22 protein-coding genes are annotated in these 26,154 nt (G+C 61.2%); 13 read left to right on the plus strand and 9 right to left on the minus strand.

Annotated features, from left to right (window positions below):
* Positions 1-103 precede the first annotated feature (103 nt).
* The 4 genes from ilvD to TRL7639_RS17565 all read left to right on the plus strand — a co-directional run bounded on the left by ilvD (position 104) and on the right by TRL7639_RS17565 (position 3,677).
* Positions 104-1,837, plus strand: coding sequence for a dihydroxy-acid dehydratase (gene ilvD / locus TRL7639_RS17550; protein ID WP_085797167.1), 1,734 nt, complete (start codon positions 104-106; stop codon positions 1,835-1,837).
* On the plus strand, positions 1,818-2,408 hold the full coding sequence (locus TRL7639_RS17555) for a hypothetical protein (RefSeq protein ID WP_133057672.1): 591 nt from the start codon (positions 1,818-1,820) through the stop codon (positions 2,406-2,408). The genes ilvD and TRL7639_RS17555 overlap by 20 nt, the downstream gene beginning before the upstream one ends.
* 118 nt (positions 2,409-2,526) lie before the next feature.
* Entirely contained in the window at positions 2,527-3,288 is a 762-nt protein-coding gene (locus tag TRL7639_RS17560) for a DUF6478 family protein (RefSeq protein WP_085797169.1), read from the plus strand.
* 11 nt (positions 3,289-3,299) lie between these two features.
* Entirely contained in the window at positions 3,300-3,677 is a 378-nt protein-coding gene (locus TRL7639_RS17565; RefSeq protein WP_085797170.1) for a hypothetical protein, read from the plus strand.
* Positions 3,678-3,774: 97 nt separating this feature from the next.
* Here TRL7639_RS17565 and TRL7639_RS17570 read toward each other — a convergent pair whose 3' ends face one another.
* From TRL7639_RS17570 to TRL7639_RS17585, 4 genes are all read right to left on the minus strand, one after another.
* Complete coding sequence (locus tag TRL7639_RS17570) at positions 3,775-5,112, minus strand: S41 family peptidase (RefSeq protein ID WP_085797171.1); 1,338 nt, start codon at positions 5,110-5,112, stop codon at positions 3,775-3,777.
* Between the two features lie 6 nt (positions 5,113-5,118).
* Positions 5,119-6,252 carry a murein hydrolase activator EnvC family protein gene (locus TRL7639_RS17575; RefSeq protein ID WP_085797172.1) on the minus strand — a complete coding sequence of 378 codons (1,134 nt, stop codon included), beginning with the start codon at positions 6,250-6,252 and terminating at the stop codon, positions 5,119-5,121.
* A complete protein-coding gene (gene gpmI / locus TRL7639_RS17580; protein ID WP_085797173.1) occupies positions 6,249-7,766 on the minus strand; it encodes a 2,3-bisphosphoglycerate-independent phosphoglycerate mutase in 1,518 nt (505 codons plus the stop codon). The genes TRL7639_RS17575 and gpmI overlap by 4 nt, the downstream gene beginning before the upstream one ends.
* Before the next feature lie 100 nt (positions 7,767-7,866).
* Positions 7,867-10,800 (minus strand): error-prone DNA polymerase, encoded by a 2,934-nt coding sequence (locus tag TRL7639_RS17585; RefSeq protein ID WP_085797174.1) that lies wholly within the window; start codon positions 10,798-10,800, stop codon positions 7,867-7,869.
* A 120-nt stretch (positions 10,801-10,920) separates the two neighbouring features.
* On the opposite strand from TRL7639_RS17585, the gene TRL7639_RS17590 reads away from it, so the two are divergent.
* Positions 10,921-11,388 (plus strand): DUF1203 domain-containing protein, encoded by a 468-nt coding sequence (locus tag TRL7639_RS17590; protein WP_085797175.1) that lies wholly within the window; start codon positions 10,921-10,923, stop codon positions 11,386-11,388.
* Here the strand turns inward: TRL7639_RS17590 and TRL7639_RS17595 are convergent.
* A complete protein-coding gene (locus TRL7639_RS17595) occupies positions 11,361-12,317 on the minus strand; it encodes an ABC transporter ATP-binding protein (protein ID WP_085797176.1) in 957 nt (318 codons plus the stop codon). The two genes, TRL7639_RS17590 and TRL7639_RS17595, sit on opposite strands and share 28 nt — an antisense overlap.
* An 88-nt stretch (positions 12,318-12,405) precedes the next feature.
* Between TRL7639_RS17595 and TRL7639_RS17600 the strand changes: the two genes are divergently transcribed.
* Both TRL7639_RS17600 and TRL7639_RS17605 read left to right on the plus strand, forming a co-directional pair.
* On the plus strand, positions 12,406-12,582 hold the full coding sequence (locus tag TRL7639_RS17600) for a zinc-finger domain-containing protein (RefSeq protein ID WP_085797177.1): 177 nt from the start codon (positions 12,406-12,408) through the stop codon (positions 12,580-12,582).
* Between the two features lies 1 nt (position 12,583).
* On the plus strand, positions 12,584-13,078 hold the full coding sequence (locus TRL7639_RS17605; RefSeq protein ID WP_085797178.1) for a DUF2459 domain-containing protein: 495 nt from the start codon (positions 12,584-12,586) through the stop codon (positions 13,076-13,078).
* A gap of 23 nt (positions 13,079-13,101) precedes the next feature.
* On the opposite strand, the gene TRL7639_RS17610 is transcribed toward TRL7639_RS17605, so the two are convergent.
* Entirely contained in the window at positions 13,102-13,680 is a 579-nt protein-coding gene (locus tag TRL7639_RS17610; RefSeq protein ID WP_133057673.1) for a hypothetical protein, read from the minus strand.
* 184 nt (positions 13,681-13,864) lie between these two features.
* On the opposite strand from TRL7639_RS17610, the gene polA reads away from it, so the two are divergent.
* Positions 13,865-16,669: a DNA polymerase I gene (polA, locus tag TRL7639_RS17615; protein ID WP_085797180.1), complete on the plus strand. Its 2,805-nt coding sequence runs from the start codon at positions 13,865-13,867 to the stop codon at positions 16,667-16,669.
* A gap of 53 nt (positions 16,670-16,722) precedes the next feature.
* Here the strand turns inward: polA and TRL7639_RS17620 are convergent, their stop codons facing one another.
* Positions 16,723-16,953, minus strand: coding sequence for a DUF2798 domain-containing protein (locus tag TRL7639_RS17620; RefSeq protein ID WP_085797181.1), 231 nt, complete (start codon positions 16,951-16,953; stop codon positions 16,723-16,725).
* Positions 16,954-16,965: 12 nt separating this feature from the next.
* The gene (locus TRL7639_RS17625) at positions 16,966-17,724 is read right to left on the minus strand and encodes a hydroxypyruvate isomerase family protein (protein WP_085797281.1); all 759 of its coding nucleotides are present in this window, start codon (positions 17,722-17,724) and stop codon (positions 16,966-16,968) included.
* A gap of 172 nt (positions 17,725-17,896) precedes the next feature.
* On the opposite strand from TRL7639_RS17625, the gene TRL7639_RS17630 reads away from it, so the two are divergent.
* Complete coding sequence (locus TRL7639_RS17630; protein WP_235820443.1) at positions 17,897-18,832, plus strand: DMT family transporter; 936 nt, start codon at positions 17,897-17,899, stop codon at positions 18,830-18,832.
* On the opposite strand, the gene TRL7639_RS17635 is transcribed toward TRL7639_RS17630, so the two are convergent.
* Positions 18,829-19,398 carry a DUF1285 domain-containing protein gene (locus TRL7639_RS17635; protein WP_235820445.1) on the minus strand — a complete coding sequence of 190 codons (570 nt, stop codon included), beginning with the start codon at positions 19,396-19,398 and terminating at the stop codon, positions 18,829-18,831. The genes TRL7639_RS17630 and TRL7639_RS17635 overlap by 4 nt on opposite strands.
* Positions 19,399-19,463: 65 nt before the next feature.
* On the opposite strand from TRL7639_RS17635, the gene TRL7639_RS17640 reads away from it, so the two are divergent.
* From TRL7639_RS17640 to TRL7639_RS17655, 4 genes are read left to right on the plus strand one after another with little or no spacing between them, the layout of a single operon-like run.
* Complete coding sequence (locus TRL7639_RS17640) at positions 19,464-20,471, plus strand: AAA family ATPase (protein WP_085797184.1); 1,008 nt, start codon at positions 19,464-19,466, stop codon at positions 20,469-20,471.
* On the plus strand, positions 20,468-21,343 hold the full coding sequence (locus TRL7639_RS17645) for a DUF58 domain-containing protein (protein WP_085797185.1): 876 nt from the start codon (positions 20,468-20,470) through the stop codon (positions 21,341-21,343). Before TRL7639_RS17640 ends, TRL7639_RS17645 begins: the two co-directional genes overlap by 4 nt.
* Positions 21,340-24,102 carry a DUF4159 domain-containing protein gene (locus tag TRL7639_RS17650; RefSeq protein ID WP_085797186.1) on the plus strand — a complete coding sequence of 921 codons (2,763 nt, stop codon included), beginning with the start codon at positions 21,340-21,342 and terminating at the stop codon, positions 24,100-24,102. The genes TRL7639_RS17645 and TRL7639_RS17650 overlap by 4 nt, the downstream gene beginning before the upstream one ends.
* A complete protein-coding gene (locus TRL7639_RS17655; RefSeq protein ID WP_085797187.1) occupies positions 24,099-26,141 on the plus strand; it encodes a DUF7408 domain-containing protein in 2,043 nt (680 codons plus the stop codon). Before TRL7639_RS17650 ends, TRL7639_RS17655 begins: the two co-directional genes overlap by 4 nt.
* Positions 26,142-26,154 lie beyond the last annotated feature (13 nt).

The following is a 26,154-nucleotide window of genomic DNA, read 5'->3' on the forward strand; positions in this document are numbered from 1 at the left end:
CCTTCGATTACAAGGATTGTACACGAACAGTTTTGTGCTGCCCTTGTGCGGTTATTCACAGGCAGGTATTTCAAATTTGAGGGGAAATTCAGGGAGGCCAGCCATGCTACGTCGCAAGTTCGACAAGACCAAACTGCCAAGCCGACACGTCACCGAAGGGCCAGAACGCGCGCCGCACCGCGCGTTCCTGTATGCCATGGGGCTGAGCGATGACGAGATCCATCAGCCTTTGGTCGGGGTCGCCACCTGCTGGAACGAGGCCGCGCCTTGCAACATCGCGCTCAGCCGTCAAGCGCAGGCTGTCAAACTGGGTGTCAAAGGCGCGTCCGGCACCCCGCGTGAATTCAACACCATCACGGTTACTGACGGGATCGCAATGGGACACGAAGGGATGCGCAGCTCTCTCGCCTCGCGTGAGGCGATTGCGGATTCCGTCGAGCTGACCATGCGCGGTCACAGCTATGATGCGTTGGTCGGGCTGGCAGGTTGCGACAAATCCCTGCCGGGCATGATGATGGCGATGATCCGACTGAACGTGCCATCCGTGTTCATCTATGGCGGATCGATCCTGCCGGGTCGTATCGACGGTAAGGATGTGACCATCCAAGACGTGTTCGAGGCCGTCGGTCAGCATCAGGCCGGGCACATGACCACCTGCGAGCTGGAAAAGCTTGAAGCGGTCGCCTGCCCCTCGGCCGGGGCATGTGGCGGGCAGTTCACCGCCAACACAATGGCCTGCGTGTCCGAGGCGATCGGGTTGGCTCTCTTCAACTCGTCGGGCGCACCTGCTCCCTATGAAAGCCGCGATCACTATTCGATTGCCTCGGGCGAGGCGGTTATGAACTTGATCGAGAAAGACATCCGCGCCCGTGACATCGTCACGCGCAAATCGCTGGAAAACGCGGCCCGGATCGTGGCCTGCACGGGCGGTTCGACAAACGCAGGTCTGCACCTGCCCGCGATGGCGCATGAGGCCGGGATCGACTTCTTCCTGGATGACGTCTGCGAGATTTTCCGCGACACGCCCTATTTCGTCGACCTTAAACCCGGTGGTCAGTACGTGGCCAAGGACCTGTATGAGGCAGGCGGCGTTCCCGTGGTGATGAAAGAGCTGTCCAAGGCCGGGCTGCTGCACGAGGATTGCATGACCGCGTCCGGTCAGACCGTTGGCGAGGAACTGGCAAAGATCGATCGCGCCGCTGATGGGCGCGTAATCTATCCGGTGGAAACACCCCTGTCGACAACCGGCGGCGTTGTCGGCCTGAAGGGCAATCTGGCGCCCGAAGGTGCAATCGTGAAGATCGCCGGCATGGCGGATGAGGACATCGTGTTTACCGGCCCCGCGCGTGTGTTCGAATGCGAACAGGACGCCTTTGATGCGGTACAGCAGCGCGCCTACAAAGAAGGCGACGTGATCGTGATCCGTAACGAAGGTCCCTCGGGCGGACCAGGAATGCGCGAGATGTTGGCAACCACGGCCGCGCTGTCCGGTCAGGGAATGGGCAAGAAAGTTGCGCTCATAACTGACGGGCGCTTTTCCGGCGCGACCCGCGGTTTCTGCGTGGGTCACGTCGGACCCGAAGCAGCACACGGCGGACCGGTCGCCCTGCTAAAGGACGGCGACATGATCACCATCAACGCCATCACCGGTACACTCTCGGTCGATCTGACAGACGAAGAGCTCGCCACCCGCAAGGCCGCTTGGAGCGGCCCGCGCGAGACAATTTATGCCTCTGGCGCGCTGTGGAAATACGCGCAGCTGGTAGGCGAAACCTACAAAGGGGCGGTGACCCACCCCGGCGGAAAATCGGAAAAACATGAATACATGGACCTCTAAGGCCGCAATGGTCGGCGCCAGTCTTGCGCTGACCTCGGCTTGCCAACCCATCGGGGCGCTGTCCTTTGCCGCCACGCCCAAAGAGCAGGTCACCCGTGCCTCATTGGCGGCGGGCAATGTCCAATTGGTGGCCCCGTTCGGCTATTGCGTGGACGAACGATCAGTGCGGGTTCGCGCAACCGAAAGCTTTGCCATGTTGGCCCGTTGCGACGCCTTGGGTATGCGCGGCTTTTCCGCATCCCAGGATCTCGCCGTGATCACGGTCACGGCCGTCAGCACCGACGACACAAGTCAACCAACGGTCAAGGGATTGGCCACATCCGCCGCCCCTGCTACGGTCCTTGACCAGCAAACGCGCGGCGGCCTGCCTTTTGTCCGCCTCAAAGGCGACGGGCACGAGGTCGACGGCGCAAGCCCGGAACACTGGAGATCCGCCTTTGTGGTGAATGGCCAACTGGTCGGTCTGGCGCTTTATGCCAACGCTGGCAGCCCCGCCCTGAACAACAAAGGCGCGCTGATCCTGTCCGATCTGGCCGACAAGACCCGCAAGGCCAGCACAATCAAACCCTAGGTTAATTGTTGCCCACCCGTGGAAAAAATTCCTTCGAATCCAGCTATTGGCTTTCTTTGATTAACGACCTGAGGGTAAACAGGATCTGGAACGCGGCCAAACACGCGATGGATGGATTATGGGCAGGGTACTGGATCAGTTGTTTCACTTGCGGTCGCTTCGGCGGTGGCGGCGCGCTGCAAGAACCGCAGCGACGACCTCGCTTTCGACCCTGCGGACGCAGCGAAACCAGGCGCGTGGGCTGCGCGCTCATCTGGATCGCCTGATCCACGAGGCGGACGGCCGTCTGGCCTTACCCCTGATCGGTTCATCCTATTTCCCCAAGCCTCACGGCACCGATTGGTCCTGGCGCCCTGAGGTGTGGCGCGGGCCTCTGCCCGTCTTGGGTATCTCATCAGCCCCATCGCGTTCGAAGCTGGGCGAGGAGGTGACGCTGTTTCACGACTGCGATTTCTCGGAACTCACCCTGCGCCAATTACGCAACACACGCGAGGCGGATCTGGCCCCCTTTGGCCTGCGCATGGATGTTTTCAAATTCGACGGTTCATTCTTATCTTTGGTGATCGACCTGCCGCCCGAGGCCGCGCAGGGGATGACCCGTGCACATCTGTTGCGCATAGACACGATCATCGAAGCTGAAAAACCGCTCGAGATCTTTGCCCGCCTGAACATCAAACATGGCCCCAACACCGAACAGGTTGTGCGCGAATTGCCACTGAACGAACAGGATGTGATGGTCGAATTTGATCTGGCCTATTCACGCCTGAATGAAAAACGCATCGAAAAAGTTTGGCTCGACCTGATTTTCGAAGCACCCGACATGAATCAGGTCATCATCCGAGACCTGACATTCTGCCGCCACCGGCGCGCCGCCTTGTAGGAGGGCCTTGCATGAGCGACCTGACGCTGACCAAAATTCGCCTGCGCAACGGCATGTGGGAAGGGCGCATTACCGGCGCGCCGACCACCGGCAAACGCCCCGATATTCGCGTGACCTACCTGGATCAGATCCTCGAAGAGGTAGAGTTGGTCGAGGGCGGCGACAGCAGCTATTGGGACATCAAGATAACGATTCCGCAGCATGCGGTGGCGGACGGGGTGCAGACTTTTCTGATCATCGACCATGCCACGGATACCAAGCTGGGCGATTTCTCGTTGATCGCAGGCGAGGCCGTGTCCGACGACCTGCGCGCCGAGGTCGAATTGCTGCGCGCCGAGTTGGACATGTTGAAACGCGCCTTTCGCAGGCATTGTCTGGAAACGATGTAAGCGGCCTGGATCCGCACCAAAAAGGCCTGCCCGACATCACGTCGCGCAGGCCTTTTTCTTTGGTCATGCGGGGCCCGGAAAACCCGGCCCCCAGAGCTCAGCGATCTGCCGGAGCAAGCGCCGACAGGCCCTTGAGAATGTCGATGGCATAGGCCAGCTGATAGTCCTGCTCGCGCAGTTCTGCTGTGGCTTCGGCCTTGGCGCGATCCTCTTCGATCTGGCGGATCTCATCCTCGGACAGGCTGTCGTTGTTCAAGCTGCCCCGCAAATCGGCCTCGGACCGTGAACGACGGTTGCCGTCTTCCTCTTCCTCGGTCGCAGCAGCGCGACGCGGCTGCTCTACCACGATGTCTGGCGACACGCCAAGCGCCTGGATCGAACGGCCCGACGGTGTGTAATAGCGCGCGGTAGTCAGGCGCATGGCCCCATCCCCACGCAGCGGCATAACCGTCTGGACCGAGCCCTTGCCGAAGCTTTTGGTACCCACCACGATGGCGCGGCGGTGATCCTGCAACGCGCCGGCCACAATCTCGGACGCCGAGGCCGAACCACCGTTGATCAGAACAACAATCGGCTTGCCTTGGGCCAGATCACCCAGTTCAGCGTTAAAGCGGTCGCCGTCCGCTGGGTCACGGCCACGGGTCGACACGATCTCACCCTCATTCAGGAAAGCGTCCGACACCTTGATCGCCTGGGTCAGCAGGCCACCTGGATTGTTGCGCAGGTCCAAGACGATGCCGTTGACGCTGTCGATGCCGCCAGCCTCTTCGATCTGCTCTTCGAGACCTGATTTCAGGTTCGGATAAGTCTGGTCGTTAAAGGTGGTGACACGCAGCACCACGCTGGTGCCTTCAGTTCGAGCGCGCACGGCTGTCAGTTTGATCGTGTCGCGGATGATCGACACGTCGAACGGCTCCTGCTCGCCTTCGCGCACAACGGTAATAATGATCTCGGATCCGACCGGACCGCGCATCAGCTCAACCGCCTTGTCCAGGGTCAAACCCAACAGGCTTTCACCGTCCACATGGGTGATGAAATCGCCTGCTTCGACGCCTGCCTCGTCAGCCGGGGTGCCGTCGATCGGCGAGACAACTTTGACAAAACCCTCTTCCTGCGTGACCTCGATTCCAAGTCCGCCAAACTCGCCCCGGGTCTGCACCCGCATCTGGGTTGCATCCTCGGGCGAAAGGTAGCTGGAGTGCGGATCCAGCGAGGTCAACATGCCGTCAATGGCCGCTTCGATCAGTTCGCCTTCGTCCACCTCTTCGACATATTGCGCGCGGATGCGCTCGAAAATGTCGCCGAACAGATCCAGCTGTTCATAGACGCCTGCGTTATTCTTGGCTTCTTGTGCCACAAGCGGGCCTGCGATCTGGGTGGTCGCGACAATCCCTGCCAACGTGCCGCCCAGCGCGGCCATCACGAATTTCTTCATGTGCGTTTATCCATCCTTGTCGGTTCGGAACCACTCATCGGGGTCCACTGGGCTGCCGCCCTCTCTGACTTCTATATAGAGCGTTTCTGTGCGGTCAGTTCCAGTGCCATCACCGCTTAGTGACAAGATTGCACCAATTTCCGGCGCTGCACCGCCCATCAACCCCACCGGAGCGCCCTCGGGCAGCACCTGACCGGCCTCGCCATAGACCTCTTGCAGGCCCGACAGCACAAACAGCGTGTCGGGCTGTGGCTCCAGAATGACCACATTGCCCAGATCCAGCAGCGGACCCAGATAGCGAATGGTCGCCGCCGTAGGCGAGGTTACAAGAGCGCGAGGCCGTGTTGCTACGATCACGCCATCGCGTTTGATCCCGGCGGCATCCGCTTCGCCCGCGCGGCGCAGCACCAAACCTTGAACCGGCAGGCCCAAAGCGCCTTTGCGCCCCGAAATGTCGGCAGAAGAGGATGATATCTCACCATCCGCCATCTCGGCCAATCCGCTTGCGAACCCGTCCAGCGTCTCGGTCGATGAAATCAGGATCGCGGTGCGCACTGGGTCTTCGGTAAAGCGTTTGGGCAGGTCGGTTCGGTTGGCGATGGCCTGGCTCAGCTCGGATCGGGCCTTTTGAACCCCGGCCAGACCATATTCCAACTTCTGCGCCGCATCTTCTTGCAGGGTGCGCAGCGTCGACACTTCGTCCAGATCCTGTGCCAACTGCTGCGCCCGCGCGTTCAGACCCGGCGTCACCTCGGCCAGCATCATGGCCGAGCGCGCCGCGCCCATCGGACCAGCGGGATGCAACAGCAGGACCGGGGGCTCTGACGTCTCGATCGTCTGCAAAACCCCGAGAAGTTGGGCAATCTCATCCTCGCGGGCGCGCAGCTGTGCGGTCAACTGCCCCTCGCGCGTGGACACCCGGCGCAGGCCATCACGCATGGCGGCCAATCCCGCCTCATAGGCCTGCACGGTTGCTGTCAGCGCGCGCACCCGATCGCGGGCGCTGTCCGCCTCACTCAGCGCGACACCCGCCTGCTCAAGCAACAGCGCCGCATCCTGCGCCGCGTCTGCCGGATCAGTCTCTGCGGCAGCAGAACCGCCCCAGAGCATCAATCCCAACAGTGTTGCGCGCAATTTCATGCCAGCAGGCTTTCCCCAGTCATCTCGGGCGGTTGCGGCAGTCCCATCAGTTCCAGCACCGTTGGAGCCAGATCGCTCAGCCGCCCGTCTCGCAGCTTAGCGCCATCCGGCCCACCGACAAGGGCCACGGGAACTGGGTTAAGCGTATGGGCCGTATGTGGCCCGCCGGTGACCGGGTCAAACATCTTCTCGCAGTTGCCGTGGTCAGCCGTCACAATCATCGCCCCGCCCGCCTTGTTCAACGCCTGGATCACTTGAGCCAGCCCCTGGTCCACGGCCTCGCATGCCTTGATCGCCGCATCCAGATCGCCAGTGTGACCCACCATGTCGGGGTTGGCATAGTTGGTGACGATCAGGTCGTAACCCGCTTCAATCGCTTCGACGAATTTCTCGGTGACCTCGGCCGAGGACATCTCGGGCTGCAGATCATAGGTCGCCACCTTGGGCGACTTTGGCATGTAACGATCTTCGCCTTCCTCGGGCACCTCTTTGCCGCCATTCAGAAAGAAGGTGACATGGGGATACTTCTCGGTCTCGGCCAGGCGGAACTGGCGCTTGCCCTGTTTGGCCACCCAGGAGCCCAGGGTGTTGACGATCTCGGCCTTGGGATAGGCGGTGGTCATATAGGTGTTGTGATCGTCTGAATACTCAACCATCCCCAGCAGTGCCGTCAGGTCGGGGCGCGCGCCGGTGTCAAAGCCGTCGAAATCCGGCTTGCCAATGGCGGCCAGAATTTCGCGAGCCCGGTCGGCGCGGAAGTTCAGACAGAAGAACCCGTCGCCATCCTGCACACCCTGATAGCCGTCCAGAACAGTCGGCACGATGAATTCATCGGTTTCGGACTGGTTGTAGGCGCGGGTAACCGCGTCATGAGCCGAGCCGCTTTCGCGCCCTTGGGCCTTGATCATCGCACCGTAGGCCTCGGACACCCGCTCCCACCGGTTGTCTCGGTCCATCGCAAAGTAGCGGCCACAAACGGTGACGATCTTGGCCCCGTCGGGCAGCTTCTCTTCCAGCTCACCGATATAGGTATAGGCCGATTTCGGAGCGACATCGCGGCCATCGGTGATGGCGTGCAACGCAACCGGCACACCGGCCTGGGTGATCGCCTGAGCGGCTGCCACGATGTGATCCAGATGCCCGTGTACGCCGCCATCGGACACCAAGCCCATCAAATGAGCGGTACCGCCGGTGCCCTTGAGCTTGGCAATGAAATCCAGCAGTGCGGCATTTTCAAAGAATGATCCATCCTCGATGGCCAAATCGATCTGCCCCAGATCCATCGCCACCACGCGACCCGCACCGATGTTGGTGTGCCCCACTTCCGAATTGCCCATCTGTCCGCTGGGCAGGCCTGCATCCGGGCCGTGAGTGATCAATTTGGCATGCGGGCCTTGTTCCATGATCGCATCAAACGCCGGGGTGTTGGCCAGATGGGGGGCGTTGGCCTCGGTCACATCCGACAGGCCCCATCCATCCAGGATGCACAGGACAACAGGCTTGGGGGCGGTCATGGTTGATCTCCGACTACTGCTCTTGCGCGCCTTCTAACGGCTGGCGGCCCTAGGGTGAACCGCCTTTAGCGCCACCAGCGACGCCGTGTCGTCAGAAACATCAGATGTTGGGCTTTCCCTGACGCAATTCGCGTACTTGATCCGCCCCCGGCGTCAGAAGATGCCGCAGCATTCCAACGGGATGCGCCTTGAGGCTGAGGCGCATGGCGACGTAATCCTCGACCACCTGCTCGCCCAATGTCATCTCGGGCAAATGGGCAGCAGGTTCATCCAGCGCCTCGCCTTCCATATCCAGCGCAAAGAGCGGCAGCGGCTTGGCCGTCTTGATCGCCTTGGCCTGCCACAGCGCCTCGCGCCGGTTCAAACCGCAAGCAGCAAAGACATCCGCCTCGGCCAACCGTTCGATCACCGATGGGGGCAGACCGGCCCGGCGCCAAACGTCATCGACCGCGTGATAACCGTTGCCGCGCGCCGCCGTGAGCCAACTGGCGTCTTCTTCGCTCAGCCCCTTGATCTGGCGGAACCCCAGCCGCAGGGCCAACCCGCCACGCCCGTCGGGTTCCATCACGTTGTCCCAATAGCTGGTGTTGATGCAGACCGGACGCACCTGCACACCATGCTCGCGCGCGTCCCGCACGATCTGCGCAGGCGCATAGAACCCCATCGGTTGCGAGTTTAGCAGGGCGCAAGCAAAGATGCCGGGATGGTGGCATTTGATCCAGGCGCTGGCGTAGACCAGCAGCGCAAAACTGGCGGCGTGGCTTTCGGGGAAGCCATAAGAGCCGAAGCCTTCGATCTGAGAAAAGCACCGCTCGGCAAAATCCTCCTCATACCCGTTGCGTTTCATCCCACCCAGAAACAGCGTGCGAAACTCGCTGACCGAGCCGTGTTTTTTGAACGTTGCCAACGACCGGCGCAGGCGGTCGGCCTGTTCGGGGGTGAACCCCGCGCCAACGATGGCGATCTGCATCGCCTGTTCCTGAAACAGCGGCACGCCCAGGGTTTTGCCCAACACCTCGCCCAGTGCGTCCGAGGGGAAACTGACCTCCTCTTCTCCATTGCGACGGCGGATATAGGGGTGGACCATATCGCCCTGGATGGGGCCCGGGCGGATGATGGCAACCTCGATCACCAGGTCATAGAAATTGCGCGGGCGCATGCGCGGTAGAAAGTTCATCTGCGCGCGTGATTCCACCTGAAACACACCGATGCTGTCAGCGGCGCAGAGCATGTCATAAACGCGCGGATCTTCGGGCGGCAGGGTCGAAAGCGCATACTGCGTGCCGTGGTGCTGCCCGATCAGGTCGAACGCCTTGCGGATGCAGGTGAGCATGCCAAGGCTGAGCACGTCGACCTTGAGGATTCCCAAGGAATCGATGTCATCCTTGTCCCAGCAGATGACCGTCCTGTCTTCCATTGTGGCGTTCTCGATGGGAACCAGCTCATCCAACCGCCCCTCGGTCACGATAAAGCCGCCCACGTGCTGGGACAGGTGGCGGGGGAAGCCCACGATTTCATAGACCAGTGCCATGGTCTGTTGCAGGCGGCGGTCGGTGGGGTCGAGACCGATCTCGCGCATGCGCTGCGCCTCTAACCCGTCAGCCGAGAAAAATCCCCAGAGCTGTGAGGCGAGGCCGGATATGGTGTCTTCGGTCAGGCCCATGGCGCGGCCTACCTCGCGGATGGCGCGTTTGCCGCGATAATGGATCACCGTGGCGCAGAGGCCCGCGCGGTGACGGCCATAGCGTTCATAAATCCACTGGATCACCTCTTCGCGGCGTTCATGTTCGAAATCCACGTCGATGTCGGGCGGCTCGTCCCGCGCCTCGGACACGAAACGTTCAAACACCATCGTGCCCATTTCCGGGCTGACCGAGGTGATGCCAAGGCAGAAACAGACCACCGAATTGGCCGCCGATCCGCGCCCCTGACAAAGGATGTCGCGCGAGCGGGCAAAATGCACGATGTCCCGGACGGTCAGGAAATAGGGCTCGTATTTCAGCTTGCCGATCAGGGTCAGTTCATGGGCCAGCATGTTTTTGACCCTGTCAGAGGTCCCGGCGGGGTAACGCCATGTCAGCCCCTCATGCGCCAACCGATGCAGACGCTCGGTCGGCGTCTCATTCTCGCTGACCTCGCTGGGGTATTCATAACGCAACTCGTCCAGCGAGAAGATGAGGGTTCGGGCCAGATCACCGGCGCGCGCAACCGCCCCTTCGTGGCCTTTGAAGAGGCGGCGCATTTCGGTTCCGGATCGCAGGCGCTGTTCGCCATTGGCAAGTGCGGCGCGGCCCAGATCCTCGACCTTGCAGCGCAGGCGGATAGCGCTGAGCACATCGGCCAGCTTGCGGCGGGCACCGTGGTGCATACGCGGCGCAGCGCTGGCCAGTGTGGGAATGCCAAGCGCGCGGGCCTGAGCCTCGATCTGCGCAAAACGGTCCTTGTCAGCACCATCATAAGCCGGGGTGAGCAGCATGTGCATATGTCCGGCAAAGCGGCGCGTCAGCCGGTCCGCATGTGGAGCCCATTCATCCGCGCCGCACCGACCCGTGGTCGTCTGTGGCCACAGCAGCAGGTGGAGGCCGTCCGCGAACCCCTCAAGGTCGGACAGGTGGAGGATGCAGTCACCCTTTTCCGCCCTGAGCCGTCCGGTGGACAAGATCCGGCACAGGTTGCCCCAACCTTGCCGGTTCTGTGGTAGCACGGTGATCGCAGGGGCATCGGTAAAGATCAGCCGCGCCGCCGGGATCAGACGCGGCACCGCATAGACCGGGTAGGACGCAGGCCGCACAATGTGATCGGGACAGGGTGGCCCGATGGGGGTATTGAGCTCTTCCCATGTCTGACGCTCGCGTACCTTGCGGGCAATCTCACGCGCTTGGGTGTGGGCCCGCACGATCCCCGCCACCGAGTTGTCGTCTGCAATCGCGATCTGCTCCAGTCCCAACGTTACCGCACGCTCCATGTACTCCTCGGGGTGGGATGCCCCGGTGAGGAAGGTGAAATTCGACGTGATCGACAGTTCGGCAAACATGATGACTCACAATTATATTCACGTTTTGTTCTTTTTCGAGTCGAAACCTGCATTGCGCAGGAAACGGGTCGTTTCTTCTGCCCTTCAACGGGCAGGTTGGGTGCACAAAAGGAGGCACCCATGTTCACAGTCCAAGCCCTGTCCACCGCAGACGTCCGCGCCTATCAGGCCGGAGCACCAGATGCCTATGGCAACCCACCCGAGCAGGCCGTTTCAACCGGAACAGGCAACCCGTGTCGGCACTGCCTGCGCCACATCCCTGATGGAGCACCCATGCTGATCCTGGCGCATCGCCCTTTTGACACGCTGCACCCCTATGCCGAAACCGGTCCGATATTCTTGTGCGCAGACACCTGCGAACGCCACGCAGGCAGGGAAATACCCGAAATCCTGACGAGCTCACCTGATTATCTGATCAAAGGGTACGGCGCGGACGATCGGATCGTTTACGGCACCGGAACCGTAGAGCCCACGCAGCAGATCAAAGAGGCTGTGGAGCGCATCTTTGCCCGGCCCGACGTGGCCTATATCCACGTCAGATCCTCGCGCAACAATTGCTATCAGGCCCGAATCGATCGGGCTGATTGATCGGCCGAGGACGTCAGGGCCAGGAACACATCTTCCAGATCAGGCTCTTCGGTTTTGACGTCCCGGATGCGGATACCGACTGATCGCACTGCTTCAAGCACATGTTCGGCGCTGGTCTGTTGGCTATGATAGGATAGGACAACCGCGCCATCGTCGCGCAAGATCGCATCGATACCCGGGGCGTCAGGCAAGGCAAAGATCGGCTCGTCAGGCAAAATCACCATGGTGCGCGCATCAAGTCGCCCCAGCAGGCTGGCGGTGCTGTCCTGCACGATCTTTTCACCCTTGTTGATGATGGCGATCTGGTCGCACATCTCTTGCGCCTCTTCCAGGTAGTGGGTGGTCAGGATGATCGTCATCCCTTGCTCGTTCAACTTGCGCACATTGGCCCAGAGCATCTGGCGCAACTCGATATCGACACCAGCGGTCGGCTCGTCCAGCACAAGAACATGCGGGCGATGCACCAGCGCCTTGCCCAAAAGCAACCGCCGCCGCATGCCGCCCGACAACGTCCGGGCATAAGCCTCGGCTTTGTCACTCAGGCCCACCATCTCGAGGATCTCATCACTGCGGCGTTGCGCCTTGGGCACGCCATAAAGCCCCGCCTGCACCTCTAATGCGCCGCGTGGGGTAAAGAAGGGGTCCAGATTCAGCTCTTGAGGCATCACGCCGATGGATGCCCGTGATTGCCGCGGGTTTGCGTCCTGATCAAATCCCCAGATCGTCACCTTGCCCGCGGATTTGACCACCAACCCCGCGAGAATGTTGATCAGGGTCGACTTGCCCGCCCCATTGGGCCCGAGCAACCCAAAGACCGAGCCGCGCGGAACCACCAGATCAATCCCCTTGAGGGCATGCTTTTCGGGTTCGCCACGCCCGCCACGATATGTTTTCTTCAAGCCTTCGATCCGGATTGCATCCTGGGTCATCTGCCGCACTTGCCCCTGCTCGGTTGATCGCTCATAAACGCAGCTAACCCATGCCCGCGAGGCCTACAACTCAGAAGGACCGCCAGCGATGACAATCGAAGCGCCGGAAACCAAAAACGTCGAGACCACGCGCGTCGCTTGCGACGGCGGTGAAGGCGCCTTGGGCCATCCCCGCGTATGGCTGCTGATCCCCGAGGACCTGGGCTGGGTCGAGTGCCCATATTGCGATTGCAAATACGTCCTGAAAGGTCACGAGGCCCAATAACGTGGTCCGGACAGCGCTTTGGCTTGTCCTGGCGCTTGTGGCATTTCCGGTATTGTACGGCTTGGCAGCGACGGCTGGGGCCTTGGTCAACTTGGCAGACGGGCAACTCGACCGAGAGGGCGAGACTGAAATCCTGTTGGTTTCGGGGCAGATTCACTATGATTTTCTTTTGCCGCTGACCCCGCTGACCCGCCGTCAATTCGCGCGACTAGCAAAGTACGGCCAACCGTTGAATCATCCGGACGCCCAGTGGTTGTTGATTGGCTGGGGTGCGCGCGAGTTTTATACCACTACCGGCAACTACAGCGACGTCAGCGCAAAAGCCGTCATGCGGGGCATTTTCGGTGACACAAGCGTCATCCGAACAGATGTTTTGGGTCGCTTGACCCCCAAAGTTGACGCGCTGCGCGACGCGGGTCATCCTTTTGGGGCTTGGGTTCCCCTGCCCTTTTCGGTGTCCTTGTCGCACCGAATGTTCCTGCAATCTGAATACTAGAGGCGGAACGGCAAACCAGGGGTTCAGTGAAACGTGCTGTTTCTGGATGTCGAAACGCTCGGCCAAAGCTCTTGCGGATCATAGACATACCCATAGGCAACCGAGGCGGACACACGCGTCCAAAGATCCGGCTGCGCTGTCCCTTCGAGCGCAGCATACTGGATTTGCAATGAGCCAAATGGCGATACCGCATCCGATCGCGGGGACGATGTGATGTGCAATTGGTTTTGGAGTTTCCAGTTTCGCCCCCTGCGGCAAATGATGGTCCGTTTGTCGGACACAAAATAGGCCAGCCGCGTCAACACAAACTGGCGCGCCAAAGCAAGCCCCGTCGCAATAGCCAAAGACGTGAGGGTCACAATCACGCCAATCTGAAATGGCACGTCAGATGAAACCCCCGAGCGATCTGGCGCAAATGGCATGATCGCCCAAACCAGTAAAACCGCTGTTAAGAATGCCGTGTGCAACAAACGCTCGTGCCCTACGGCCTGAAAGAACCTTCGACCCTGAACCGGCTGGCCCGACCACAACAACTGCTCTCCTGGCTCCAGGATATCACTAAGCTCGGGGTGGTCACATCTAAGGGTAATCGTCTTCAACATGCTCGCACGCTATCCATATGGTCAGATCAAAACAACCTAAAAGTGTGTTAACCATATCGACTAAATCTTAACGGTAAGTTAGCGCATTTGCTTGTGTCGGCAGTCTCGACAACAGCGATTGCGGTCTAGTGCGGGATAAACGATAAAAAGCCGGACGCGTCCCCAAAGCAAAAGGCCCCACATCATGAGCAAGACCGAGTTTGGAAAAGGTTGCCATCTGCATCTGATCGACGGCTCGGCCTTTATCTTTCGCGCCTATCACGCGCTGCCGCCGCTGACGCGCAAATCGGACGGGCTGCCGATTGGGGCCGTGTCGGGCTTCTGCAACATGTTGCAGCGCTATGTCGATGGCAATCATGGTCCCGACGCTCCGACCCATCTGGCCGTGATCTTTGACAAGGGCAGCCATACGTTCCGCAACGATATGTATGACCTCTACAAAGCCAACCGCGAAGCGATGCCCGAGGACCTGCGCCCGCAGATGCCGCTGACGCGCGAGGCGACCCGCGCCTTCAACATCGCCTGCGAAGAGATGGAGGGGTATGAGGCCGATGACATCATCGCAACCCTGGCTGTGCAGGCGCGCGAGGCCGGCGGCCGCTGCACCATCATCAGCTCGGACAAAGACCTGATGCAACTGGTGGGCGACGGGGTCGAAATGCACGATGCGATGAAGAACAAGCGCATCGATCGCGATGGCGTGTTCGAAAAGTTCGGTGTGTACCCTGAGCGGGTTGTGGACGTGCAGGCGTTGGCAGGCGACAGCGTCGACAACGTGCCGGGCGCACCGGGCATTGGGGTCAAGACCGCCGCCCTGCTGATCAACGAATACGGTGATCTGGAAACCCTTCTGGACCGCGCCGAAGAGATCAAGCAGCCCAAACGCCGCCAGACCCTGATCGAAAAGCGCGAGCAGATTGAACTGTCGAAACGGTTGGTGCAGTTGGATGAAAAGACACCTCTGACGTTTACTCTAGATGATCTCGAAGTACGCGACCCGGACCCCGAAACCTTGCTTGGTTTTTTGGCCGAAATGGAATTCCGCACCCTGACCAAGCGGATCGCCGATCAGCTTGGGGCCGAGGCTCCGGTCATTGTTGAAAAAGCAGCGCCTGATGCCGCAGAGGTCGTGGCCGAGGACGTGCCCTTTGATGCGTCGAAATACGAATGCATCCGCGACGCGGCAGCCCTGCGGCCGTGGATCAACCTGATCCGGGACAGGGGCTGGGTTGCGGTCGACACGGAAACCACCGGTCTGAACGAAATGATCGCGGGTCTTGTGGGCATATCGCTCTGTGTCGAAGCCGGATCGGCCTGCTACATCCCGCTGACCCATCGTGCGGCGGCGGCAGATGACCTCTTTGGTTCAGACGAGTTGTCCGAAGGGCAAATGCCGCTGAATGAGGCCATCGACCTGCTAAAGCCGGTGCTCGAGGATCCCTCGATCCTGAAGATCGGGCAGAACATGAAATACGACGCCAAGATTTTTGAGCGCTACGGCGTGCGCGTGGCCCCGATCGACGACACGATGTTGATGTCTTATGCGATGCACGGCGGCGAGCATGGGCACGGGATGGACACGCTGTCCGAACGTTATCTGAGTCACACACCGATCCCGATCAAACCGCTGTTGGGCTCGGGCAAGTCGGCGATCACCTTTGACAAGGTGCCGATTGATGAGGCCACGGCTTATGCCGCCGAAGATGCGGACATCACCCTGCGCCTGTGGCAACTGTTCAAACCGCAACTGCACCGCGCGCAGGTGACCACGGTCTATGAAACGCTGGAACGCCCTTTGGTGCCAGTGCTGACCGAAATGGAAATGCACGGCATCAAGGTTGACCGCGAAGTTCTGAGCCGTATGTCCAATGCTTTTGCTCAAAAGATGGCGGGGCTTGAGGCTGAAATCCACGAATTGGCAGGCGAGACGTTCAACGTGGGCTCCCCGGCGCAACTGGGTGAGATCCTGTTTGACAAGATGGCGCTTGAGGGCGGCAAGAAAGGCAAAACCGGCAAGTATTCGACCGGGGCGGATATCTTGGAGGACCTGGCGACCGAGCATGAACTGCCACGTCGGGTGCTGGATTGGCGCCAGTTGAGCAAGCTGAAATCGACCTACACAGACGCGCTGCAAACGCACATCAACCCCGACACGGGCCGCGTTCACACGTCCTATTCGATCACCGGGGCCAACACCGGTCGTCTGGCCTCGACCGACCCGAACCTGCAGAATATACCTGTCCGGACCGAAGAAGGTCGGCGCATCCGCGAGGCGTTCATTGCCGAGCCGGGCAACGTTCTGGTGTCACTAGACTACAGCCAGATCGAACTGCGCATCCTGGCGCATATTGCCGAGATCGACGCGCTGAAACAGGCCTTTGCCGATGGGCTGGACATTCACGCCATGACGGCGTCCGAGATGTTCGATGTGCCGCTGGATGAGATGACGCCGGATATCCGACGTCAGGCCAAGGCGATCAACTTTGGTGTGATCTACGGCATCTCGGGCTTTGGACTGGCCCGCAACCTGCGCATCCCACGGGCCGAGGCGCAGGGGTTCATCGACCGCTATTTCGAGCGGTTCCCCGGCATCCGCCGCTATATGGACAACACGGTGGAGTTCGCCAAAGAGCACGGCTATGTGCAGACGCTGTTCGGCCGCAAGATCCACACGACCGAGATCGCCGCCAAAGGCCCGCGTGCGGGCTTTGCCAAACGCGCCGCGATCAACGCGCCCATCCAAGGCACCGCCGCAGACGTGATCCGCCGCGCCATGGTGCAGATGCCGGATGCGATCAGGGGTTTGCCAGCCAAGATGCTGCTTCAGGTGCACGACGAACTTCTGTTCGAAGTGGCCGAGGATGCTGTGGATCAGACTATCGAAGCCGCCCGCGCCGTGATGGAAGGGGCCGCAGACCCGGCGGTGAAATTGGATGTGAAACTGACTGTGGACGCCGGTCAGGGCGCGAACTGGGCCGAAGCGCACTAAGGGCCCTCAAGGGACGCTGCGCATCAGGCCCGACGGGCCCTCTTTGCAGCGGGTCAGCCCTTGGGGCTGACCAAGCGCTCGACGAACCGGCGCACCACGGGCGCAACGATCAGGATGACCGCGAAGGCAATGGGCCAACTGAAGGCCCATGCCCCCATCCATTTGCCGAACGTGTGCTCACCCAAGCCAACCGCCTTGATCGTTGCCACGCAGGTCACGATGCAGGACATGATACCGGAGACCAGAAAGCCGAACAGGACGGGGGCAAATCGGGCGGGCAGCATCTGGGTCGCTTTCTAGTCGCTGGGTCGCCACCCCAACGTGTCTACGGTCCGGGGCTTTGACGGTTTGTATTCCGCACTGACCCAACCGCTGTACCCGGCATCATCAAACGCCTGAAACAGAGCCGGAAAGTCCATCGTGCCACGCCCCGGTTCAGACCGGTCCGGCGCGGCGCCGATCTGGACATGAACCGCGCGCGAGTGAAAGCGCTCCCACACGTCAAGCGCATCACCGTGGATCACCTCTGCGTGATAGGTGTCATATTGCAGGCCCACATTCGGGCGCGCCACCTGATCCAACACCTCGGCAGCGAGATCATAATCGTTCAGGAAATAGTCAGGCTGAGCAACGGGGTTGAGCGGCTCGATGGTGAACTGCTGTTTTGGCGCATGATCTGCCGCCCATTGCAGGTTTCGCACAAAGGTCTCTTGTGCCTGTGCGCCCTGTTCATACCCCGCCATGATGTGCACGATCCCCGGGCGCAGCTGTTCAACATAGCGCATCACGCGGGTGATATCCCGTTGAAATCGCGCCTCTTCCCCTGGCACAGCCGCAAATCCCGGCTGCCCGCCCGTGTAGTTCGGCGGCGGCGCATTGATCAGCACCAGCTCTAGCCCGTTTGCCACCAGCGCCCGGCGCGTATCACGGGCTGCAATCTCATAAGGAAAGAGAATCTCGACCGCCTCAAAACCGGCCTCTGCCGCCGCTTGAAAGCGATCAAGATAGGGTAACTCGGCAAAGAGCAGAGAGATGTTGGCGGCAAACTTGGGCATTGGAACCTCATAATGTTCAATGACAGGCATAAACTGTCGATCCATATCCCGCCAAGCCTCTGAAAACGACACATTGTCGAAAACCGGCCAGATAGCAGGGCGGATTCCGGCGACACCCGAAGAACAACGCCGAATCAGGCGCTTGACCCACATTCGAACAGGACACATCGGGATGGCCTATAGCCCAGATCCCGCCCGGATACCTGCGCCCGTCGCCGGTTCCGCGCGGCAGAACATTGCTTCGGGAAACATGCTGGGCATGGCGGCCATGATGACATGGGCTGCGGGCTTTCCTGCGGCCGAGGTGTTGCTCCAGACCTGGCCGTCGCTGACGATCATCACGGCCCGGCTGATCATGGCGTTGTCCGTTCTCTTCCCCCTGTGGCTGTTGGTCGAAGGGCCGAGCAAGATCCTGAGCGCAAACTGGCCGCGCGCCTTGGTGATCGGCGGCTTTGGGTTTGGTCTGGGCACCTATCTGTTGCTGGTCGCACAGGCCTTCACCGATCCGGTAACCGTCGCCTTGGTGGCCTCTTGCGCCCCCTTGATCGGTGCCATTCTGGAGGTGCGGGCCAAGACCCGCCGACTGAACAAGCAGTTTGCCTTTGGTGTCATTGCCTCGATCATCGGCGGCATTATTGCGACCAGTGGACTGGCCCCCGTGCAACTGGGCTTGGGCGCGATGTGTGCGATCCTGGCCACGACGCTGTTCACCTGGGCGAGCATGAAAACCGTGCAGGCCTTTCCCGATCTGGGGACTGTGGGGCGGTCGACCATCACCTTCACTGGCGCTTTGGTCATGGTTTCGACATTGCTGGCGGGATCAGCGGTGTTGGGGTTCGAAGTCGCCCCCCGCGTGGCCATCGACATGGAACAGATCGGCATGCTGGCGATCTATGCCATTGTCGCCATGTCAGTGAGCCAGATCATGTTCATCGGCGCAGTGGACAAGCTGGGCGTGGCTGTCGCCACGTTCCACATCAACACTGCCCCCTTCTACGTGATGGTGATCATGGTGCTGTTAGGTTCGGCCTGGAACTGGACCCAAGCGATAGGCGCAGCCATCGTGGGCCTGGGCGTGGTCGCCTCACAACTGCAGTCTCGAAGCTAACCCTCGACTTGCGCCGAGGGCATCAGGCCAAAGAAGGCGCCTGCAGACCAGACCCCAAACCAACCATCGTGGTGAACGCCTAGTTCAACCATCCGGTAAAAGCTCTTGCGGTCAATCCGCGCCTCAAGCCCGGCGCGCACCAAGACATAGGGCGTGGGCTCGGCACCCTCGGCCAGGCGGATCGGATTATCCGCGCCCGCAACGACCTGATCCCCGACATGCGTGGTGAACGTCAGTACCAGATCTGAACCCTCCCCCGTGCTGTCGACGTCGAGGGCGACAAAGGGCGCATCCTCGACCGTGATTCCCACCTTCTCGACCGGGGTGACCAGAAAGAACTTGTCGTCCTCACGCTTCAGGATCGACGAAAAAAGCTGCACCATCTTGGGGCGGTTAATGGGGCGCCCTTCGTGGATCCAGGTGCCATCGCGCAGGATCTGGATGTCCAAATCGCCACAAAAGGGCGGGTTCCACAGGTGAACCGGCGGCAATCCGCTGTCTTTGGTCGATTTTATCGCCTGTGCGATGTGATCTGCCGAGGGCGTCACGACTTTTTGTCCGCTCATTGTTTTTGCCATTTCCAGTCAACGCGATACACTTAGACTCATATAGGTTCATCGAGAGGAAAACCATGTCTGAACCCGCCGATCTGGTCGCCGAGATTGAACGCCTGGAAACCAAGCTGAAAGAGGCCAAGACCTCGATCACCCGCCGGTTCATCGGACAGGAGCGTGTGGTCGACCTGACACTGACGGCGCTGCTGTGCGGCGGGCATGCTCTGCTGATCGGTCTGCCGGGTCTGGGCAAGACACGGCTGGTGGAAACCCTGTCAACGGTCATGGGGTTGGACGGCAACCGCATTCAGTTCACTCCTGACCTGATGCCCGCTGACATTCTGGGGTCCGAGGTTTTGGACACCGCCGAAGATGGCTCGCGCCATTTCCGCTTTGTGTCGGGGCCTGTGTTCTGTCAGTTGCTGATGGCGGATGAGATCAACCGGGCCAGTCCCCGAACCCAATCGGCGCTGCTGCAAGCGATGCAGGAAAAGACCGTGACCGTCGCGGGCGAGGATCGCAGCCTTGGCGCGCCGTTCCATGTTCTGGCGACACAGAACCCCATCGAGCAGGAAGGCACCTATCCCCTGCCCGAGGCACAGCTTGACCGCTTTCTGGTGCAGATCGACGTGAACTATCCCGACCGCGCGACCGAGCGCGACATTCTGATGGCCACCACCGGGGTTGAAGAGGACGAGTCCAATCAGGTCTTTACCCACCAGGAACTGCTGGACGCGCAAACCCTGCTGCGCCGGATGCCAGTGGGCGAGTCGGTGGTCGAGATGATCCTGGATCTGGTCCGCGCCTTCCGTCCCGAAGAGCCGGGTGTCTCCGAGCGCGTGGCTGAAACCGTGGCCTGGGGTCCCGGACCACGTGCAGCGCAAGCCTTGATGATGACCGTACGGGCGCGGGCCTTGTTGCAAGGGCGTCTTGCACCGAACGCCGAGGATGTCATCGACATGGCGCGCCCCGTGCTCAGCCACCGGATGGCCCTGAACTTTGCCGCCCGTGCGCGTGGGGACAGCTTGGCTGACCTGATCGAAACCACAGCGGCCAGCCTGGGCTCGGCCGAGGCGGCCGCGTGACCCCGGCGCTCACCCTACGCGAAAGATCCGAGACCGAGGCGTCCCGGTTGCCCCCGTTGCTGGCCTTTGCCGAGCAGCTGGCGGGCACCGTTCTGCTGGGTGATCACGGACGACGCCGCGCGGGGTTGGGCGATGATTTCTGGCAATACCGTCCCGCGCAGCATGGCGACAGTCGGCGGCTGATCGACCACCGCCGCTCGGCGCGTGGGGATCAGCAGTTCGTCCGCGAACGGGAATGGCAGATTGCGCAATCAGTGATGCTCTGGGTTGATCAGGGCGCGTCGATGCGGTTTGCATCCGACAAGAGCGTGCCGCAGAAACAAGAACGCGCCCGGCTGCTGGCGCTGGCGATTGCCATCCTGCTGGTACGCGGCGGGGAACGTGTTGGCCTGACTGGAACCCGCTTGCCGCCCCGGCGCGGCAACGCGCAGATCATCCGCCTGGCCGAGGCTTGGACGCAGGATGCCGACGCCGACTATGAACCGCCCGAGCACCGCGCGATGGTTCCCTATGCCCGCGCGGTTTTTGTCTCGGACTTTCTGGGCGATCTGTCTGAGGTGGAAACAGCCCTGACCAAGGCCGCAGACCGAGGCGTGCGCGGCGTATTGTTGCAAGTGCTCGACCCCAGCGAAGAACTGTTCCCCTATCAAGGTCGCACGATTTTCGAAAGCGTCGGCGGCACTGTCCGCCACGAGACGCTCAAGGCAGGAGAGTTGCGGGGCCGCTATCTGGAACGCTTGGCCGAGCGCAAGGCCAAGCTGCAAGAACTGTGCCATGTGACCGGCTGGCAACTGGGTCTGCACCACACAAATGACAGCGCGCAATCGGCGCTGCTGTGGCTCTATCGAGCTTTGGATGGGGGACGTCGATGACCGTATTGGCTGGCATCGGGTTTACGGCACCTTGGCTGCTGCTGGGGCTTTTGGCCTTGCCCATCCTGTGGCTTTTACTGAGGGCGGTGCCGCCTGCGCCAATCAGGCGGTTGTTTCCTGCCGTCACGCTGCTGTTGGGCATCCGGGACGACGAAACCGTTTCAGACCGCACGCCATGGTGGCTGCTGCTTTTGCGCATGTTGGCCGTGGCGGCGGTTATCATTGGGTTGGCTGGCCCCGTGCTCAACCCTTCGCGGGATGAGGCCGGATCTGGTCCGCTCTTGGTGGTGATGGATGCCACCTGGGCCGGGGCCTCACATTGGGCCGACCAAACCGAACTTTTGAGCGTTCAACTGGCCGAAGCAGGCCGCGCTGGCCGGCAGGTTGCGATCCTGCGCCTGAGCGACCCCGAGCCGGTGGTGTTCCAATCTGCCGCCGCATGGCGCAGTCGGTTACCGGGATTGCGACCGGAACCATGGCAGCCCTCGGAAACGCAGTCGAACCGCGTCGCTGACATTTTGGACAAGGTGGATGGAAGGTTCGACACCCTCTGGATCAGCGACGGGTTGGATTACCCTGGCCGAGACGCGGCCCTGGATTTGCTTGGATCTCGGAGCGAGGTCACTGTTTATCAATCCATCCAACCCACCTTTGGCTTGCGTCCCGCAAAATTCGAAGACGGCGTTGTCCGCCTGACAACCCAGCGCACCCAAGTTGATGACCCTCGCGAGGTAACCATTCTGGCCCAAGGGCGTGATCCCGCAGGTACGATGCGCGTTCTCGCACGTGTCACGGCGCAATTTGCGCCCGGCGACGACCAAGCCACCACCGATCTGTCGCTGCCCTCCGAACTGCGCGCGCGGATCACCCGGTTCGAGATCGAAGGCCAGCGATCCGCCGGTGCTGTGACCCTTGCAGATGACAGCTTGCGGCGACACGAAGTGGCAGTTTTTGCCGGCCGACAAAGCCGCGAGGGGTTGGCTCTGCTGTCAGGCAAGCATTATTTGACACAAGTTGTCGTCCCCACGGCCGAGTTCATCGACGGCACCCTGCTCGAGGTGCTGCCCGCAAACCCCGATGTAGTCATCTTGGCGGATATCGCCACATTGTCCGATCTGGAAGAGGCGGAACTGACCGCTTGGGTCGAGAAGGGCGGTTTGCTGCTGCGCTTTGCTGGTCCCCGACTGGCCGCAAGCGATCTGGCCCGCGCCGAGGAAAACACCCTGATGCCTGTGCGCCTGCGCGGCGGTGGCCGCTCTGTCGGTGGCGCCATGAGTTGGGGCGAGGCCAAGACGCTGGCGCCTTTTGACGAAACCTCTCCCTTCTTTGGGCTGCGCGTGCCTGCCGAGGTGACGGTGACAACGCAAGTGATGGCCCAACCGGACCCGACGTTGGCTGACCGCGTGATCGCCTCTCTCAACGATGGCACGCCTTTGGTCACGCGCAAAACGCTGGGACTGGGGCAGATTGTTCTGTTCCATGTCACCGCCAACGCCGAATGGTCCAACCTGCCACTGTCTGGCCTGTTTGTCGAAATGTTGGACCGGCTTGCGGTGTCGAGTGCGGCTAAGATTCGTGAGGCGGTGAACCTTGAAGGCACCACCTGGATCCCGACCCGCGTCATGGATGGGTTTGGCGCTTTGGCAGATGCAGGAAACCTGCCCGGTATCCCTGGCAAAGATCTTGCCCAAAACACCATCGGGCCGGACCTGCGCCCCGGCATCTACACCAACGAAAAACGCAGCCTCGCGATGAACGTGATCTCAGATGACACACAGCTAAGCGCCGCCACCTGGCCCGCGTCGGTCCCCGTGCGTGGTCTTGCGGTTGAACCTGAGCGGGATCTCTCGGGCCTGTTGCTGAGCTTTGCTCTGCTGCTTCTGGTTATTGACGTCATCGCCTCGTTGATGCTCTCGGGTCGCCTGGGTTTTGGCCGGGCCGTGGCCCCGGTGCTGGCGCTGTTGATGCTGCCCACTGATCTGCCTGCACAATCAGCAGAAGAGACGGATTTTGCCTTGTCGTCCACCAATGAGCTGGTGCTGGCCCATGTGTTGACAGGCGACACGGGGTTGGACCGCATCGCAAATGCCGGGCTGCGAGGGCTGTCGGATACGCTGTTTTTCCGCACCTCGATCGAACCGGCGAACCCGATCGGTATCGACCTGGAACGCGACGAGCTGGCGTTCTTTCCGCTCCTATATTGGCCGGTCACACCGGATCAACCCCTCCCCTCGGACGTGGCCTATGCCAAGCTGAACGCCTATCTGCGCTCGGGTGGAATGATCCTGTTCGACACCCGCGACGCTGACATCGCAGGTTTTGGCGCCTCCAGCCCCAATGGGCGCAAATTGCAACAGCTGGCCAAGCCGCTGGATATCCCGCCGCTCGAACCGATCCCGCGCGATCATGTCCTGACGCGCACCTTCTACCTGCTACAGGATTTCCCCGGTCGCCATAAGAACACCCAAGTTTGGGTCGAAGCCGCGCCACCCGACGCTGAACAGATCGAGGGGATGCCGTTCCGCAACCTCAACGACGGGGTGACACCGGTTGTGATCGGCGGCAACGATTGGGCCGGAGCCTGGGCCACAGACCCGGACGGGCGCACTCTGCTCCCCGTTGGGCGCGGCTATGCCGGAGAGCGTCAGCGTGAACTGGCCTATCGCTTTGGGGTGAACCTTGTGATGCATGTTTTGACCGGGAACTACAAATCCGACCAGGTCCACGTGCCTGCGCTGCTCGATAGGTTGGGCCAATGACCGGAACCATATTGTTTGATCCAATGATCCCCTGGCCGATTTTGATCGGGGTTGGGGCACTGTCCTTGGCAGGCGTTGTCTTGGCGCTCTGGCGTGGGTTGTCCGGCTGGGCCTTGCGCGGGTTGGCGGCGCTTGTGCTGCTGGCGGCATTGTCAGGCCCGGTCTACCAGATCGAAGATCGCGCACCCCTGACGGACATCGTCGTGATGCTCGAAGACGAAAGCGCCAGCCAGGGCCTGTCGGACCGCGCCCAGCAAACCGCTGAGGCCGCTGATACTCTTGCCGCCGCCATCGAGCGCCGCGACAAAACCGAGCTGCGCCGGATCACCGTGCCGGATGGCGACGGAGATGCCGGGACGCAGCTGATGCAGACATTGGCGGATGTTCTGGCCGAAGAGCCACGCGCACGGGTCGCCGGTATCCTTGCCCTGACGGACGGGCGCACCCACGACATCGACCGCGCCCCCAACCTGCCCGCCCCTATGCACGTTCTGTTAACCGGGCGCGCGTCGGATTGGGACCGCAGGCTGATTGTCCGCAACGCCCCGGCTTTCGGCATCATAGACGAGCCGATCACTCTGACCGTGCGCATCGAAGACAGCGGCTCAGTGCCGGTACAGTCGCCGTTTGTCCCCCTTAGCATCTCGGTCGACGGGGCCGAGCCCCTGATCGTCGATGTTCCCATCGGTCAGGATTTCGAACTGCCCGTGACCCTACCTCATGGTGGGCGCAACGTGATCCAGTTCTCGGTTCCCCTCGCGGACGGAGAGCTAACCGACCGCAACAACAGCGCGCTCATCCAGATGAACGGTGTACGCGATCGGTTGCGCGTCTTGCTGGTATCGGGCGAGCCGCACCCCGGCGGACGCACCTGGCGCAACCTGCTGAAATCCGACAGCTCGGTTGATCTGGTGCATTTCACCATCCTGCGCCCACCCGAAAAACAGGACGGTGTGCCGGTCGATGAACTGTCGCTGATCGCCTTTCCCACGCGCGAGTTGTTTCTGGAAAAGATCGATGATTTCGACCTGATCATCTTTGACCGCTACAAGCGGCGCGGCATTCTGCCCGCGATCTATCTGGACAATGTCACCAACTATGTCGCGGACGGTGGTGCGGTTCTGGTCGCCGCAGGACCCGATTTTGCCACCGCTGACAGCATCTACCGCTCGCCGCTTGCCCCGATTCTGCCTGCCGAGCCGACGGCGCGCGTGATTGAGGACCGCTATTTGCCCAAAGTCACCGACCTGGGGCAGCGGCACCCGGTGACGACCGATCTTGAAAGCACCGAAGTCTGGGGGTCCTGGCTGCGTCAGATCGACGTCGAACCTCGCTCGGGCCATACGGTGATGACCGGCATTGACGAGCGCCCCCTGCTGGTCCTTGACCGCGTCGGAGAGGGTCGCGTTGCCTTGTTGGCCTCGGACCATGCCTGGCTATGGAGCCGCGGTTATGAAGGTGGCGGGCCGCAATTGGAACTGCTGCGGCGGCTGGCGCATTGGATGATGAAGGAACCCGAGCTTGAGGAAGAGGCGCTTTTTGCCGAAACCAAGGGTCAGACCATGACAATCATCCGCCGCACCCTATCCGAGGACGTCGGCCCGGTCACCGTCACCCGACCTGACGGTGAAAGCCTTGACCTGGGATTGACCGAAGTCTCCCCCGGACGATTTGAAACCACCTACTACGGCCCCGAGGTCGGTCTCTATCGTCTGGTCGAAGGCACCCGCGAAGCGGTTGTGGGACTTGGCCCCGCTGCACCGCGCGAATTCGAGCAGACCATTGCCAGTGCCGAACTGTTCGAGCCCCTGATTCAGCCCCTGCGCGGTGGAGTCTTCCGGGTCGAAGAGGGTATCCCATCGGTCCGCAGCGTCCGCGAAGGCCGCCCCGCCGCCGGTCGCGGCTGGCTTGGTCTGACCCCGCGCGGCGCTTACGAAACCCGCGATGTAACGCAAAGTCCGTTGCTGCCGGCGTGGCTGGTTCTGCTTCTGGCTTCAGCCCTGCTGATCGGTGGCTGGCTGCGCGAGGGGCAGCGCTAAGCCCCATAGATCG

The organism is Falsiruegeria litorea R37, assembly GCF_900172225.1.
GTDB lineage: Bacteria > Pseudomonadota > Alphaproteobacteria > Rhodobacterales > Rhodobacteraceae > Falsiruegeria > Falsiruegeria litorea.

What these genes read in the sequence shown, in the direction of transcription:
- gpmI (WP_085797173.1), bottom strand. Translation starts at nt 7,766, where the DNA reads ATGACCGCCCCCAAGCCTGTTGTCCTGTGCATCCTGGATGGATGGGGC.
- TRL7639_RS17630 (WP_235820443.1), top strand. Translation starts at nt 17,897, where the DNA reads ATGGCCTATAGCCCAGATCCCGCCCGGATACCTGCGCCCGTCGCCGGT.
- TRL7639_RS17595 (WP_085797176.1), bottom strand. Translation starts at nt 12,317, where the DNA reads ATGACCCAGGATGCAATCCGGATCGAAGGCTTGAAGAAAACATATCGT.
- TRL7639_RS17585 (WP_085797174.1), bottom strand. Translation starts at nt 10,800, where the DNA reads ATGTTTGCCGAACTGTCGATCACGTCGAATTTCACCTTCCTCACCGGG.
- TRL7639_RS17635 (WP_235820445.1), bottom strand. Translation starts at nt 19,398, where the DNA reads ATGAGCGGACAAAAAGTCGTGACGCCCTCGGCAGATCACATCGCACAG.
- TRL7639_RS17610 (WP_133057673.1), bottom strand. Translation starts at nt 13,680, where the DNA reads ATGTTGAAGACGATTACCCTTAGATGTGACCACCCCGAGCTTAGTGAT.
- polA (WP_085797180.1), top strand. Translation starts at nt 13,865, where the DNA reads ATGAGCAAGACCGAGTTTGGAAAAGGTTGCCATCTGCATCTGATCGAC.
- TRL7639_RS17555 (WP_133057672.1), top strand. Translation starts at nt 1,818, where the DNA reads ATGAATACATGGACCTCTAAGGCCGCAATGGTCGGCGCCAGTCTTGCG.
- ilvD (WP_085797167.1), top strand. Translation starts at nt 104, where the DNA reads ATGCTACGTCGCAAGTTCGACAAGACCAAACTGCCAAGCCGACACGTC.
- TRL7639_RS17560 (WP_085797169.1), top strand. Translation starts at nt 2,527, where the DNA reads ATGGGCAGGGTACTGGATCAGTTGTTTCACTTGCGGTCGCTTCGGCGG.
- TRL7639_RS17640 (WP_085797184.1), top strand. Translation starts at nt 19,464, where the DNA reads ATGTCTGAACCCGCCGATCTGGTCGCCGAGATTGAACGCCTGGAAACC.
- TRL7639_RS17655 (WP_085797187.1), top strand. Translation starts at nt 24,099, where the DNA reads ATGACCGGAACCATATTGTTTGATCCAATGATCCCCTGGCCGATTTTG.
- TRL7639_RS17650 (WP_085797186.1), top strand. Translation starts at nt 21,340, where the DNA reads ATGACCGTATTGGCTGGCATCGGGTTTACGGCACCTTGGCTGCTGCTG.
- TRL7639_RS17600 (WP_085797177.1), top strand. Translation starts at nt 12,406, where the DNA reads ATGACAATCGAAGCGCCGGAAACCAAAAACGTCGAGACCACGCGCGTC.
- TRL7639_RS17620 (WP_085797181.1), bottom strand. Translation starts at nt 16,953, where the DNA reads ATGCTGCCCGCCCGATTTGCCCCCGTCCTGTTCGGCTTTCTGGTCTCC.
- TRL7639_RS17570 (WP_085797171.1), bottom strand. Translation starts at nt 5,112, where the DNA reads ATGAAGAAATTCGTGATGGCCGCGCTGGGCGGCACGTTGGCAGGGATT.
- TRL7639_RS17590 (WP_085797175.1), top strand. Translation starts at nt 10,921, where the DNA reads ATGTTCACAGTCCAAGCCCTGTCCACCGCAGACGTCCGCGCCTATCAG.
- TRL7639_RS17565 (WP_085797170.1), top strand. Translation starts at nt 3,300, where the DNA reads ATGAGCGACCTGACGCTGACCAAAATTCGCCTGCGCAACGGCATGTGG.
- TRL7639_RS17575 (WP_085797172.1), bottom strand. Translation starts at nt 6,252, where the DNA reads ATGAAATTGCGCGCAACACTGTTGGGATTGATGCTCTGGGGCGGTTCT.
- TRL7639_RS17625 (WP_085797281.1), bottom strand. Translation starts at nt 17,724, where the DNA reads ATGCCCAAGTTTGCCGCCAACATCTCTCTGCTCTTTGCCGAGTTACCC.